Here is a 12,976-nt window from a genome sequence, read left to right on the forward strand (position 1 = left end):
GCGTCCGCGGTGCGGTCGAGCAGATCGGCGTCGGAGAGGGCAACGTCAGTGGTGAGAAGCGATTCGGACATGGGCGAACTCCCTTATGAGATAGGGGCTATGAGGCTGATCGGGCCGAACTGTGCGGCCGTTCCTGCGCGTTCGTCTCAACGGTAGGCAGCCTCGTCGTTAACTTCAAATGCATGTCAAGTACGGCTGGGATTACTCGCATGCAATTGGATGGGAACCTGCTCCGGCGCTCGACGCTGCCGGAGCAGGGCACGTTGTCAGGGTGGCCGAGTGTCTGCATGTCAACGCCCCGGCGATGAGCCGGAGTTCGGGCGGAATTCGGCGCACGACGGCGGATGAAGGGCGTCGCAGAAGCGCCGTGGGCGCGGACGAAGGCTCAGTCGAGCAGTTCGGCGGCCCGTTCGGCGATGGCGTAGACGGTCGCGTTGGTGTTGGCCGAGGGGATGGACGGCATCGCCGAGGCATCGGCGACCCGCAGTCCGGCGATCCCGTGGACGCGAAGGGTCGCAGGGTCCACGACGGCATCGGCGTCGGTTCCCATCCGGCAGGTGCCGGTGAAGTGGAAGTAGGGGCCGGTGGCCTTGCGGAGGAACTCGTCCACGGATTCTCCGCTCGTCACGGCGCCCGGCACCGCTTCCCGCTCGCGCCAGCCGGCGAACGCGTCGGCCTCCCCGATGCGGCGTGCGACTGCCAGGCCCCTGCGCATGACCTCCAGGTCGCGGTCGTCGCTCAGGTAGCCGGGGTCGACGAGGGGAGCGCTGGCGGGATTGGCGTCCGCCAGGCGCACGGTGCCGCTGCTGTGCGGAGCCATCGCGGAGAAGGCGATGGAGTAGCCGTTGGCCGGCGGCCGGCCCCATGCCGACGGGAGCGGTGCGGCGACGATGTAGACCTGAAGGTCCGGCCGGGCCGCGGCGGGGTCGCTGTACAACAGGCCCATCATTTCGGCCGGCGGGTTGGCAGGAACGAACGGTACGGGCCGGCCGGCCTCGTACACCACGCCCGCCATCGGATGGTCCTGCAGATGGGATCCCACTCCCGGCAGGTCGGCGACGACGTCGATGCCGTGTTCGCCGAGGTGTCCTGCCGGGCCGATCCCTGACAGCATCAGGAGGTGCGCGGAGCCGATGGCCCCCGCGGTCAAGATGACTTCGGCGCTCTCGGCGGACACGTGCTCGCCACCCACGGTGTACTCGACGCCGGTGCAGCGGCTCGCCGTGATGCGCAGACGCTGCACGGTCGCGTCCGTGACGACGTCGAGGTTCGGCCGGTCGAGGAACGGACGGATGTAGGCGTCCGCCGCGCTCTGACGGGCGCCGCCGGGCAGATTCATGTCACTCCACCCGAACCCGGTCTCCAGGCCGCCGCCGATGTCGTCGGCGCGTGTGAACCCGGCTTGCACCGCGGCGTCGACACCCGCCGTGGCCAGGGGATGGGGTTCCGGAACCGGGGCGACCACGACCGGCCCGTCCGTGCCCCGCACGGAGGCATCACGGCCGCGAGTGCTCTCGCTGCGGCGGAAGTAGGGCAGCAGATCGTCGAAACCCCAGCCCGGAGCACCGAGCCCGGGCCATTCGTCGTAACCGGAGCGGTGCCCCCGCAGGTGGTAGAGGCCGTTGATACTCGACGATCCGCCGAGTGCCTTACCGCGCAGCACGTCAGCGGCCCTGCCCGTACCGGCCTGCACGGCCGAGGCGCCCAGCCAGAGGGATGACGGGTCGAACCCCAGGAACCCCCATGGAGATGCCATCGCCTCGGTCGCGTCCCGGGCTCCGGCCTCCAGCAACAGCACCCGCACGCCGGGGCGTTCCGAAAGCCGGGAGGCAATCACGCACCCGGCTGTCCCCGCTCCCACAACGACATAGTCATAGGGACTCTGGCCCATCACGTCTCCGCTTCCCACGGCAGCGCGGTCCGGCCACCGGGTTTCAGTAAAAAGGCTCATCGACGATCAAAAAGCTGATTACGTGCATGTATTAAAGTGGCCGAAGAGTCGGGATGGTTGTCCACAGGTCGGCCCTGTGCCTTGCTCGGCTGCCTCAGAGCTCGGCGCGCAGAAGGCATGAAACCGGCGGATCAGCAGCGAGCGCGCCCCCTTGGAGATGGCCATGTCGGCGCCGGTGTCTGCGATGACGGCCATGCGGCTGGACGTCTCCTGTTCCATGAGTTTCTTGTCCTTGGTGCGTACCCGTCCAGGAGCAGCCCGGGCTTCCCTTCTGCCCTTGAATCCTAGGATTACCGACACGGCAGGTACTTGAACCTCCGCGACGTTCGTTCGGAACCTCAGCGCCATGCGCGTGGCGGGACAGTCGGCATCACACCAGCATCGGGTCAGGCTGCCCGTACGCGCCGACCGACTTCTGGCCCTGCCGCAGGTGGCGTCCCTTCCCAGGGCTGAAGCGCCCACCTCACGCGAGCCTCTCGCCGCCCGTGCCCCCTCCTCCTTGGAGTGCGGGAGCCCCCGGATCACCGTGTTCCCCGCAGCCGACCGCGCCGCCGCCACCCGCCCGTCCATCAGGCGCAGTCGCCGTGAAGCCGGCCCCGCAGCTGCGCGCCGCGCTGCTCACCGCCTTCGGCCCGCCGGCCGGCGCACCGACGAACCGCACAGGCGCGGCCGACCGTCCGCTCACCGACGCCTTCAAGAACTCGGGTGTCTGCTGATCGACGACGTCCACCGCATCGCCGCCCCCGCACTCGAGGACCTGCGCCTGTTGGCCGGTACCCCCGCCGCCCAGACCGCGCTGGTGCTGTGCGGGGCTGGCGCCGAGCGCACCCTGGCCCGGGCCCGGGCCCCGGACTCGGCCTCGGCAAACCCGGGTGCCGACCTGGCAGGACTGGTCCGGTGAGCAATGGCCCGTCGACCAGTGGGGGCCGCGCCCTCCTCCGTTGCCCGGGACGGGCCGTCGCATCGGGAGCACACTCGGTGCCGCACGCCGCGGCGCCGGGGTTCGCGCGTGTGCCGGGACGCGGGACTGTCTGCCGCGCTACGACGCGACCGGTTCGGGCCGGGAGGCGTGGTCGATGTTCTCCTCCACCCACGACCGAAGCGCGTTGAGCGGGATCGCGGCGCTCTGCCCGAGGGCGGTGAGGGCGTACTCGACGTGCAGGGGGACGGCGGGGTAGACGGTGCGGTCGAGGATGCCGAAGTCCTCGAGGCGGCGCAGCGTCTGGGTGAGCACCTTGGGGCTGACGCCCTGCAGTCTGCGCTGGAGTTCGCCGAATCGCCGGGGCCCGTCCTCGAGGGCGCCGATGGCCAGTGCGGACCACTTGTTGGCGAGCAGGTCGAGCAGGGCCCGGCAGGGGCACTGGGCGGCGTAGACGTCGTGGTGCGAGTGCTGGCCGCTGGGGCAGGTGGTCGTCATGATCGCGCTCTTCTCACCAGGTCACTTCCCATCGGGAAGTAGTGGACCTTGATGGTAACTATGTCCCCGGGGATAGCGTCGGCGACGTAAACCGGGGGGCCGCCAAGGGCCCTCCGCAGAAAGCCATTTCAGGAGATGACGCATGTCCACGCACACGATGCGCTCGGTGGTCCAGGACGGTTTCGGCGGTCCGGAGGTGCTGCGCGTCCAGCGGGTCCCGCGCCCGGTACCACTGCCCACCGAGGTGCTGGTGCGGGTGCACGCGGCCGGGGTCAACCCGGTGGACTGGAAGACCCGCGGCGGCTCCGGCATGGCCGGGCTGCTGGGTGAGCCGCCGTTCACCCTCGGCTGGGACGTGTCCGGGGTGGTGGAGGAGGTCGGCTTCGGCGTGACCACGCTGAAGGCCGACGACGAGGTGTACGGCATGCCGTGGTTCCCGCGCGCCGCGAACGCCTACGCCGAGTACGTGACCGCCCCGGCCCGCCAGTTCGCCCTCAAGCCCGCCACCCTCGACCACGTGCACGCCGCCGCCGTGCCGCTGGCCGCACTGACCGCCTGGCAGGCCATCGTCGACACCGCTCACCTGCAAGCCGGCCAGCGGGTCCTGATCACCGCCGCCGCCGGCGGGGTCGGCCACTTCGCAGTCCAGTTCGCCCGGCATCTCGGCGCCCACGTGATCGCCACCGCCAGTGCCGCACGCCACCCCTGGCTCAAGGAACTCGGCGCCGACGAGAGCATCGACTACACCAGCACCCGCTTCGAAGACGCCGCCAAGGACATCGACGTCGTCATCGACCTGGTGGGCGACGCCCACGACATGACCAGCACCCGCTCGCTGAAGGTGCTGCGCCCCGGCGGCCTGCTGGTCGCCATCCCGCAGGGAGTGTCGCCCGAGCTGGCACAGGCCGCCGAGGCGGCGGGCGTGCGGGTGACCCCGTTCCTGGTCGAGCCGGACGGTGCCGCGCTGACCACGATCGCCGGGCTGATCGACGCCGGCGAGGTCGCCGTCGAGGTGGCGGAAACCTTCCCCCTGGAGCAGGTCGGCGCCGCCCACGCCCGCGGCGAGGACCTGCGCACCCGCGGCAAGCTCGTCCTCACCCTCACCAACTGACCACCCGACGCAGAAATCGGAGTCGCACGTGTACTACGAGATCCGCCGCTACCAGGCGCAGCCCGGACGCCGCGACGAGTGGGTGCGCTACATGGAGGACGTGGTCATCCCGTTCCAGACGTCCAAGGGCATGGACGTGACCGCCTCCTTCGTCGACGACCAGGACGAGGACGGCTACATCTGGATCCGCCGGTTCGAGGACGAGGCCCGGAGCGAGGCCCTGTCTGCGGCCGTCTACCAGCACGACCGCTGGAGGAACGAGATCGGCCCGGTCGTGTACGGCCTGCTGATCCCCGAGCGGACCGTTGTCACCCGCGTGGTCCCCACCCCCGTCTCACCACTGCAGTGACCGGCCCGCACCACGGGCGCCCGCAGCGGCGCCACCCGAACAGCACAGCCGTAAAGGAACCACTCATGAGCACGGACACACTCGCACTGTCGTTCCCCACCTCCTCGATCACCCGGGCCGCAGCAGGTGCACTGATCACAGCGGTCCACACGGCTGCCGCCCGGATCGGTTTCACGGCGGCCGTCGCCGTCACCGACCCGGGCGGGCACCTCAAGGCGTTCGACCGCGCCGATGACGCGCCCTTCCTCACCGCCGAGGTCGCCGCCGACAAGGCCTGGACCGCAGCTTCCTTCCGCACCCCCACCCACACGTGGAACGGCTACCTCGCCGATCCGGGCATCGCGCCGCTGGCCGGCCACCCGCGCCTGATGGCGGTCGGCGGCGGCTACCCGATCATCGACAACGGCAGGTGCGTCGGAGGCCTCGGAATCTCCGGCGGCAGCTACCAGCAGGACCAGCAGGCCGCCGAAGAGGCCCTGGCCGCCCTCGGGTTCGAGGTACCCACCAGCTGACCGCCCGGCCGGGCCCGAACGCCCGGAAGTACGGCCGGACCCGCTCCCGCACCGGACCGCATCGCAATCGCGGCCGGCGCGGGCGGTGGCCGCCGGGGACGGGCCGGATCGTGCGTCTCAGGTCGGGCGGGTCCCCGAACAACTGGTGACGGGGCGTCGGCCGAGCGGCCAGGAAGCCGGGCGGTCGGTCGGACTCGGTGTTCACCTGCTCCCAGCCGTAGTGGTGAGCCGCAGGGGGAGCAAGTCTTCCGGGAGCTGGTTCCAAGTGCCGTGCAGCGATGGGGAGTCGTTCGTCAGGCGAGGCCGAGCCAGCCGAGGACGGTCTGGACGAGCAGGATGGTGGACATCGCGGCGACGCCGACGACCACGGCGGTGGCCGCGATGCGGTAGCGGGGGCCGTTGGCCGCGTCGCCGAGGACGGAGCGGCGGTTGGTGAGGACGAGGAGGTAGACCAGGACGATCGGGCTGATCAGGCCCTGGAGGACCTGAGTGCCGATCAGGAGCTGGATGACGTCCACCGGGGTGAGGGCGACGATCGCGCCGAGCGCGATCTGGGCGGTGAACAGGCCGAGGAACAGCGGGGCGTCGCGGAAGCTGCGGGAGACGGACCGCTCCACGCCGGCGGCCTCCCCGACGGCGTAGCTGGCGGAGAGCGGCACGACGGCGCCGGCCAGGGCGGAGGCGCCGATCAGGCCGAAGGCGAACAGCAGCTCGGCGCCGTGCCCGGCGACCGGCTTCAGGGCTTCGGCGGCCTGGGCGGCGGATTCCAGCGGGCCGCTGCCGCCGATCGCGGAGGCGGTGGCGATGATGATGGTCAGGCTGATCACGCAGGCGAACACCGCGCCGAGCACGGCGTCCGCGCGGATCAGCTTGTAGTCGGCGGGCTTGGCGCCGCGGTCGACCACGCCGGCCGCGGCGTAGAACTGCATGTACGGGCTGACGGTGGTTCCGATCAGGGCGACGGCGAGCAGGATGAAGTCCCGGCCGGGCTCCAGGTGCGGGACGGCCAGGTGTTCGCCGACCTGCCCCCAGTCGGGGTTACCGAGGACCATGGCGACCGGGTAGGCGAAGAACGCCAGCGACATGATCAGGAAGATCCGCTCCGCCCACCGGTAGGAGCCGAACAGCACCAGCGACCACAGCAGGACGGCGGCCGGCGGGATGACCGCCCACTTGGGGACACCGAGCAGCTCGAACGCGGCGCCGATGCCGGCGAACTCGCTGACGACCAGCCCGGTGTTGGCCAGCAGCAGGCAGAAGACCGCGAGCGCGGTCAGACGGAGGCTGAACTGCTCGCGGATCAGCGCGCCGAGGCCCTTGCCGGTGTGGGCGCCGAGCCGGACCGCCATCTCCTGCACCATCACCAGCGCGACGGTGACCAGCACCATGAAGAACAGCGTGCCGTAGGTGAACTGGGAGCCCGCACTGGCGTACGTGGCGATGCCGGCGGCGTCGTTCCCGGCGTTCGCCGCCACCAGACCCGGTCCGGCGACCATGGCGACGGCCGCGATGCGGCGCCATCCCCGACGGCGGCCGGCAGGTGCGGCAAGTGCACCGGGTGCGGTAGGTGCGGAGGGAGCCGGGAGCGCGGTGGCGGGGGAGGTGGCCACCGTGGCGGGCACGGTCGGGGTGGTGAGGTCGCGGGTCACTTGAGGAGCCTCCGGAAGTGCAGGCGGCCGCGCTCGGGCAGCAGTGCGTCGAGGATGTCGTCGGCGAGGATCCGGCCGAGCGGGCGGCCGGCGTCGTCGATTACGAGGAGGGAGCTGGCGCGGGCGGCGACCAGGTGGTCGGCGGCCTCGGCCAGGCGAGTGTCCGGGCGTACGGTGACCGGCGGCGCGAACTGCGCCAGCCACTCCGCCAGGTCGCCGACCAGTGCGGTGTCCTCGGCCACCGCTAGGTCGAACAGCGGGATGTCGCCGACCAGCCGGCCGTGCTCGTCCAGGACCGCGACCGCGTCGATCTCGGTGCGGTGCTCGGCCTGCGCGGCCAGTTCCGCCCGCACCTGGGCGATCGTCCGGTCGGGGCGGGCGGTCACCAGGACGGTGGTCATCGCGCCACCGGCGGTGCCCTCCCGGTGGGTGAGCAGGGTGCGCAGTCCGGCCGCCTCATCGGCGGGCATGCGGGTCAGCAGGGCTTCGCGCTCACCCGGGTCGAGGTCGCGCAGGGCGTCGGCGGCCTCGTCCGGTTCCATCTCGTCGACCAGCCGGGCGGCGTGCTCGGGCGCCGCCTCGCGGAGCAGGTTCTCCAGCTCGGCCGGCTCCATCTCCTCCAGGGCGTCCGCGGCCTGCTCGGGTTCCAGCCAGCCGAGCAACTGCTGGCGTTCGTGGCGGCCGAGGTCCTCGAGGATGTCGGCGAGGTCGGCCGGGCGCAGCCGGTGCAGGGCGGAGCGGGAGGCGCGCAGTTGCACCTCGGCCGGCCCGTGGGTGGCCTGCTCGCCGAACGGGGCCACCGACTGCCAGTCCAGGACGCGTTCCGGGGTGGGCCGGACCTGCCAGCGGCGCGGGCCCAGGCGGCGCAGCAGGGTCGGCAGCGAGACGTCCACGCCGACCAGGACGGTGCGCCCGGCCAGCGGCGTCAGGTAGAGGTCGGCCGCGCGGGTGACCTGGATGCCGTCGACGTCGACGAGCTGGTGGTCCATCACGTCCCGGGCGAGCAGGACCTCGCCGGGGCGCCGCGCGTAGTCGCGCAGGTCGACGCGGGCGGTGCGCAGCCGTACCTGCCCGGCGCCGACGGTGTCGATCGCGCTCGCGGCGAGGAAGGCCCGGCGGCGTCCGATGCGGATGATCAGACCGGTGACCGGCGGATAGGGCTCGGGTCCGTAGAGGCGGGCGACGACGTCGACGACGCGGCCCACCTCCTCGCCGGACTGGTTGGTGACCGGGCCGCCGATCAGTCCGGCGAGGGACACCAGGGAGGCACGGACGGCGCGGGTCGCGGTGGTGCGGCGCGAACTCTCGGCCCGCCGGTCGCGAAGCCGGGCCGTGGTGGACATGAGCAGAGTGGTGGCAGCCACGAGGAACACCCCCTCGCCCCGGTCGGAACGGGGCATCGGGCAGCCCGGGACAGCCCACTGCATCCTCCGGCCGCAGGCTGTGGAGTGCCCGGGAGCACGGCGGCGCACCCCCGCCGGACGGGCCGGTGGGGGAGAGCGCCGGGTGCGCGGCGATCAGAGGAGGAGCGGTTGCCGCGGGTCGCTGAAGGACGGCGAGGACAACACGGTGAAGGGCCGACTATGGCCCGGACTACTGTCCATCACGCCTCCTTCCGGTCCCGGCCACGACTCGATGTCATGGCGGCGCGGCAAGGTGAGAGCCGGGAACGACCCGGCACACCCCAACTCGTCAGAGCTTTGGCACTCCACGGCGTGTCCCCGGCCGATCGGGGAAGCCACTTGGGGTCACCCCTTAGGTCGGGGAGACCTGTCCTGATCCGGAGCGTCTCTCGACGGGTGGGATCAGTGGCCTGTGTCCGTGAAGACGCCTCACCGAACGAGGTGTCTGTTCAAACCGGCATCAGCATAGGCCCCGGTCGCCCCGGCAACCCAATCCTTGACCTGACCTTGACCGGTCCCTGCCCGGCGGGAGGCGGCCGCGCGCCTGCAGCGCGCCTGATTGCCGGCGCGATCCGCATCTGCCGCACGCAGCTCCTGCCGGCGTTCGCCGATCAGGCCACGGGCCCCGCCGGCAGCAGGTGCGCGGTGGAGTCCCGTGGCCCGAACGGACGGGACGTCAGCGCAGGCCGCCGGACGCGAGGATGACGTCCCCGGTGATCCAGCGCGCGTCGTCGGAGGCCAGGAAGGCCACCAGCGGGCCGTAGTCGTCAGGGGTGCCCGTGCGGCCCAGCGGGGTGTCGGCGACGGCCTGTACCTCCTGGGCCGAGCCGGGGAATCCCATGGCCCTGGTGCCCTCGGTGTCCGACGGTCCGGGCATGATCGCGTTGACCCGGATGCCGCGCGGACCGAGCTCCTTGGCCGCCACGATGGTGAACGCGTTGACGGCGCTCTTGGACGCGACGTAGAGCGAGGAGTACAGGGGGTGGGTGAGCGTGCCGGCCGTCGAGACGTTGACGATCGACGCGGTGCCGATGTCGTCCTGCCCGGCCAGGGCCTGCGTGGTGAGGATCGTCCCCAGCAGGTTCGTGGTCATCTCGCGCTGGAACTCCTTCTCGGTGATGTCCGACAGCGGTGCGAAGGTGGCGACGGCCGCGTTGTTCACCAGTACGTCGACCGGTCCGTACTCCTCGCGCGCCCGATCGAACAGACGGCGCACGTCGCCGCCGCGGGCCACGTCCGCCCGGACCGCGATCGCCCGGCCGCCGGCGGCGGTGATACCCGCGACGACCCGCTCGGCGCCCTCGGCGTCCTCCCGGTAGTTCACCACGACGGCCGCGCCGGTCCCGGCGAGGGCCTTGGCGATGCCCGCGCCGATGCCCTTCGACGCGCCCGTGACGATCGCCGCACGGGCGGTGTTGTTGCTGCTCACAGTGGCTCCTCGAACGTTGATGCTTGCGGAAGTCACCGTAGGAACGCGAATTACTATTAGGAAGTACCTACTTTTTTGTAAGCTCGTGCTGTGATGGAAACCCAGCAGGTCGCGACGGCCGCCCGGCTCCTGGCCCACGACACCTTCGACAAGAAGTGCGCGCTCCGGCCGATCATGGATCAGACGACGAGCCGCTGGGCGACACTGATCATCTCGGCCCTCGTCGCCGGCCCGCACCGCTTCGCGCAACTGCACCAGCGAGTCGGTGGCATCAGCCAGAAGATGCTGTCCCAGAACCTCAAGGCACTGGCCCGGGCCGGGCTCGTCGACCGCCAGGTCGCGCCCACCAACCCGCCCCAGGTCACCTACTCCCTGACCGACCTCGGCACCGGCCTGGCCGGGCCGCTGACCGAACTCATCCAGTGGTTCGGCCGGCACGGCGGCGAACTCCTCGCCGCCCAGGAGCACTACGACAGCCAGCAGGGCCCACCGCGCGGGTGACCCGGCACCTCCCGCGGCGGTGACCGTCGCGCGCCCACAGTGCGTCAGTTCCCGGCGGGGCCCATACTCCCGCCGCCGAGCAGTCGGTCGACGAGGAGCCCGGGGTAGCCGGTGGCCGGCGGGTCGATGCCGAAGATCGCCCGCAGGTAGAACGGCGCGACGAGCTGGTCGAGGATCTGCTCCAGGGGTGGGGGGGGTTCTCGCCGCGGGCCGTGGCCCGTTGGCGGATCTGCTCGATGGAGTGCATCCGGCGCCGGAAGTGCTGCGCACGCTCCGCATCCACCCCCTCGCCGCAGCCATCGCCCACGACCAGCTCGCCCACCTCGCCGGCCGGGCCGAGATCGCCCGCCATCTCACCGTCCACCTGGCCCGGATACCCGGCCTGGAGGTCAGCGAGATGCCCGAAGGAGTGCTTCCGTCCTGGTACGGGTTGACGCTCACCTACCGACCCGACGAACTCGGCGGGCTGCCGATCGAGAGGTTCCACCAGGCACTGGTCGCCGAGGGCGCCACCGAGTTCGACCGGCCCGGCTCCACCTGCCCCATGAACACGCTCCCGCTGTACCAGGAGCCGGCCGTGCTGTTCTCCGGTCACCCGCACTCCCACCGCCACTACAACGCCGGGGACTTCCCGGTCGCCGAGCACGCCCACGCCCACACGATCAAACTCCCGGTCTGGCATCGTGAGCAGGATCTGGAGCTGGCCGACCAGTACGTCCGTGCGGCCATCAAGATCAGCGACCATCACAAGGAGCTGCTGTGACCGTCATTTCCCCCGAGTTCGTGGCCGGCCTTGCGGCCGACGCCGAAGCCGCCGGCATCACCGGCTTCGTGGCCGCCGCGGTGATCACCCACCACGACCGGATCCTGCTCGTACGGCGCAAGCCCGACGACTACCTGGGCGGACTGTGGGAGATCCCCTCCGGAAGGGTCGAGCCCGGGGAGACCATCCTGGACGCCCTGCACCGCGAGACCGCCGAGGAGACCGGCCTGGCCATCGACCAGGTCACCGGCTACATCGGACACTTCGACTACCGGAACAGCCGTGGCACCACCACCCGCCAGTTCAACTTCGCCGGCACCGTGGAGAAGACCGAACCGGTCATCCTCACCGAACACGACGCGTACCAGTGGGCCCTCCCGGGCGAGCTGCCCGAGGTCAGCGACGCGGTCCGCGAGCTGATCGTCCGCTGAGGTGGTGCGAGTGTCGCGGGCCCGCCACACCAGGGCGACCCTGCGACCACGGCTCCTCGACCCGTTCATGCCCAGGGGCGAGGAGTGGATGGAACGTTCACAGTGCATCGGGCGCTCGGACAACTTGCACGAGCGCTTGGTGCTGCTCGGCTTCGCCGGGGACGAGCGCACGCCCCGCCGAGCGGCCGCGGCGGCGAAGGAGCGGTGGCGGGCCGGTCTTCGCTGTACTTGCCGGCGCTGGATCACCAACAGCCCGGGCTCTGGTTGCAGGTCGACTGGGGCTTCGGGCTGACGGTCCCGCGTGGTGATCCCGGTCCGGAACCCTCGGCATGGTGTCCCTCCGGGGAAGTCGAGCCGAGCCCTCCACCTGCAGTGGCCGCGGTTCTCGGTACCACGGACGCGGCTACGCCCGGCTCCGGGACCGGCGGTGCCGTGTCGGCTGCCACCCGGCTCCGTTCGGACGCGCCCGCTGCGCCCAGTGATCACCCGGGCCGCGCCTTGCCCGCCGGGACGCCGTAGCAGAGCGAGTCGCCGCGCTCGGCAAGGTGGCCATCTGGTCCGAAGGACGCCGCCGCCCAGCCCTGTTCAGCGGGACGGTTCTTCCGCGTCCTGCGTGCGGTGGGTGAGGCGGCCTGCGGACTCCAGTCGGGACAGGCGGTCGTGCTCGCGCTCGGCCCAGCGTCGTACCCGGTCGGGTTCGAGCGCGGTGCCGTGGCCGACGTGGAGGGCGGTGGGGCCCAGGGCGAGCATCGCGCGCAGGCTGGTGAGGTTCTGCCGGGGGTCGTCGTGGAAGGGCGGGTTCGCGGGCTTGCCGGGGATCAGGCCCATGAAGGAGTTGGCGATCAGGTCGCCGGCGACGAGGTCGCCCTCGTCGGTCAGGACGGAGACCGATCCGGCGGTGTGTCCGGGGGTGGGCATGATGCGGCCGGCGACCCCGAAGACCTCCAGGCTCGTCTCGCCGCTGATCAGTACGCCGGGTTCGACGGGTTCGGCCTGGGCGTGGAGGTTCTTGTTCCGGTCCATGAGGCGGCCCATGGGGCCGGTGGGCAGGTACGGTTCGCGGACCCGGCCGGTGCGGTACGGTCCGAGGTCGGCGACGTGGCCGGCGACGGGTGCGCCGGTGAGGCGGTGCAGTTCGGCGGCCGAGCCGAAGTGGTCGATGTGGCCGTGGGTGAGGATGATCAGCGAGACGTCGGAGGGGTCGACGCCGTGTGCGGCGATCTGGTCGTAGATCTTCCGGCCGCTGCCGGGGATCCCGGCGTCGACGATGACGGGCCGTCGGCCGACCAGCAGGTAGGCGTTGATGGCGTGCCGGCCCAGGACCGGGATCGGGATGACCTTCGTGCGGGACATGAGGGGCTCCGGAGTGTGGGTGGTGCGTCGGCTGGTGCGGGCATGGCTGGGGGCCGCTGGGCGGCGGTGGGTTTGGCAGGTGGCGGGACGTGGGAGCGCGCCCGGAT

At 71.5% G+C, this 12,976-nt stretch carries 14 protein-coding genes and 1 riboswitch; of the genes, 8 read left to right on the forward strand and 6 right to left on the reverse strand.

Going from position 1 to position 12,976, the window contains the following annotated elements:
• Nucleotides 1–385 precede the first annotated feature (385 nt).
• The gene (locus tag AA75_RS02605) at nt 386–1,891 is read right to left on the reverse strand and encodes a GMC family oxidoreductase (protein WP_033818047.1); all 1,506 of its coding nucleotides are present in this window, start codon (nt 1,889–1,891) and stop codon (nt 386–388) included.
• Nucleotides 1,892–2,535: 644 nt separating this feature from the next.
• Here AA75_RS02605 and AA75_RS53390 point away from each other — a divergent pair.
• Both AA75_RS53390 and AA75_RS53395 read left to right on the forward strand, forming a co-directional pair.
• Nucleotides 2,536–2,667 (forward strand): hypothetical protein, encoded by a 132-nt coding sequence (locus AA75_RS53390; RefSeq protein WP_255369489.1) that lies wholly within the window; start codon nt 2,536–2,538, stop codon nt 2,665–2,667.
• A 50-nt stretch (nt 2,668–2,717) separates the two neighbouring features.
• A complete protein-coding gene (locus AA75_RS53395; protein WP_255369490.1) occupies nt 2,718–2,852 on the forward strand; it encodes a hypothetical protein in 135 nt (44 codons plus the stop codon).
• A 138-nt stretch (nt 2,853–2,990) separates the two neighbouring features.
• On the opposite strand, the gene AA75_RS02610 is transcribed toward AA75_RS53395, so the two are convergent.
• Nucleotides 2,991–3,368, reverse strand: a complete 378-nt coding sequence (locus AA75_RS02610; protein WP_033818048.1) for a helix-turn-helix domain-containing protein — start codon at nt 3,366–3,368, stop codon at nt 2,991–2,993.
• A gap of 142 nt (nt 3,369–3,510) precedes the next feature.
• Between AA75_RS02610 and AA75_RS02615 the strand changes: the two genes are divergently transcribed.
• From AA75_RS02615 to AA75_RS02625, 3 genes are all read left to right on the forward strand, one after another.
• A complete protein-coding gene (locus AA75_RS02615) occupies nt 3,511–4,479 on the forward strand; it encodes an NADP-dependent oxidoreductase (protein ID WP_033818049.1) in 969 nt (322 codons plus the stop codon).
• Between the two features lie 28 nt (nt 4,480–4,507).
• Nucleotides 4,508–4,828 (forward strand): NIPSNAP family protein, encoded by a 321-nt coding sequence (locus AA75_RS02620; RefSeq protein ID WP_033818050.1) that lies wholly within the window; start codon nt 4,508–4,510, stop codon nt 4,826–4,828.
• 65 nt (nt 4,829–4,893) lie between these two features.
• On the forward strand, nt 4,894–5,340 hold the full coding sequence (locus tag AA75_RS02625; protein WP_033818051.1) for a heme-binding protein: 447 nt from the start codon (nt 4,894–4,896) through the stop codon (nt 5,338–5,340).
• A 293-nt stretch (nt 5,341–5,633) separates the two neighbouring features.
• Here the strand turns inward: AA75_RS02625 and AA75_RS02630 are convergent, their stop codons facing one another.
• The 3 genes from AA75_RS02630 to AA75_RS02640 all read right to left on the reverse strand — a co-directional run bounded on the left by AA75_RS02630 (nt 5,634) and on the right by AA75_RS02640 (nt 9,821).
• Nucleotides 5,634–6,989, reverse strand: a complete 1,356-nt coding sequence (locus AA75_RS02630) for an NRAMP family divalent metal transporter (protein WP_233288889.1) — start codon at nt 6,987–6,989, stop codon at nt 5,634–5,636.
• The gene (locus tag AA75_RS02635; RefSeq protein ID WP_149037901.1) at nt 6,986–8,353 is read right to left on the reverse strand and encodes a CBS domain-containing protein; all 1,368 of its coding nucleotides are present in this window, start codon (nt 8,351–8,353) and stop codon (nt 6,986–6,988) included. Before AA75_RS02635 ends, AA75_RS02630 begins: the two co-directional genes overlap by 4 nt.
• 312 nt (nt 8,354–8,665) lie before the next feature.
• Nucleotides 8,666–8,840: riboswitch (M-box (ykoK) riboswitch) on the reverse strand.
• A gap of 228 nt (nt 8,841–9,068) precedes the next feature.
• Nucleotides 9,069–9,821: an SDR family NAD(P)-dependent oxidoreductase gene (locus AA75_RS02640; protein ID WP_033818052.1), complete on the reverse strand. Its 753-nt coding sequence runs from the start codon at nt 9,819–9,821 to the stop codon at nt 9,069–9,071.
• A gap of 93 nt (nt 9,822–9,914) precedes the next feature.
• Here AA75_RS02640 and AA75_RS02645 point away from each other — a divergent pair, with 93 nt between their 5' ends.
• The 3 genes from AA75_RS02645 (at nt 9,915) to AA75_RS02655 (ending at nt 11,516) form a co-directional block, all read left to right on the forward strand.
• The gene (locus tag AA75_RS02645; RefSeq protein WP_033818053.1) at nt 9,915–10,322 is read left to right on the forward strand and encodes a helix-turn-helix domain-containing protein; all 408 of its coding nucleotides are present in this window, start codon (nt 9,915–9,917) and stop codon (nt 10,320–10,322) included.
• Between the two features lie 259 nt (nt 10,323–10,581).
• The gene (locus tag AA75_RS46960; protein WP_051811674.1) at nt 10,582–11,085 is read left to right on the forward strand and encodes a DegT/DnrJ/EryC1/StrS family aminotransferase; all 504 of its coding nucleotides are present in this window, start codon (nt 10,582–10,584) and stop codon (nt 11,083–11,085) included.
• Nucleotides 11,082–11,516 carry an NUDIX hydrolase gene (locus AA75_RS02655; RefSeq protein ID WP_233288890.1) on the forward strand — a complete coding sequence of 145 codons (435 nt, stop codon included), beginning with the start codon at nt 11,082–11,084 and terminating at the stop codon, nt 11,514–11,516. The genes AA75_RS46960 and AA75_RS02655 overlap by 4 nt, the downstream gene beginning before the upstream one ends.
• Nucleotides 11,517–12,101: 585 nt before the next feature.
• On the opposite strand, the gene AA75_RS02660 is transcribed toward AA75_RS02655, so the two are convergent.
• A complete protein-coding gene (locus AA75_RS02660) occupies nt 12,102–12,869 on the reverse strand; it encodes an MBL fold metallo-hydrolase (RefSeq protein ID WP_033818054.1) in 768 nt (255 codons plus the stop codon).
• Nucleotides 12,870–12,976 lie beyond the last annotated feature (107 nt).

It is taken from the genome of Kitasatospora sp. MBT63, assembly GCF_000710465.2.
GTDB lineage: Bacteria > Actinomycetota > Actinomycetes > Streptomycetales > Streptomycetaceae > Kitasatospora.

What these genes read in the sequence shown, in the direction of transcription:
- AA75_RS02605 (WP_033818047.1), bottom strand. Translation starts at nt 1,891, where the DNA reads ATGGGCCAGAGTCCCTATGACTATGTCGTTGTGGGAGCGGGGACAGCC.
- AA75_RS02610 (WP_033818048.1), bottom strand. Translation starts at nt 3,368, where the DNA reads ATGACGACCACCTGCCCCAGCGGCCAGCACTCGCACCACGACGTCTAC.
- AA75_RS02615 (WP_033818049.1), top strand. Translation starts at nt 3,511, where the DNA reads ATGTCCACGCACACGATGCGCTCGGTGGTCCAGGACGGTTTCGGCGGT.
- AA75_RS02625 (WP_033818051.1), top strand. Translation starts at nt 4,894, where the DNA reads ATGAGCACGGACACACTCGCACTGTCGTTCCCCACCTCCTCGATCACC.
- AA75_RS02645 (WP_033818053.1), top strand. Translation starts at nt 9,915, where the DNA reads ATGGAAACCCAGCAGGTCGCGACGGCCGCCCGGCTCCTGGCCCACGAC.
- AA75_RS02660 (WP_033818054.1), bottom strand. Translation starts at nt 12,869, where the DNA reads ATGTCCCGCACGAAGGTCATCCCGATCCCGGTCCTGGGCCGGCACGCC.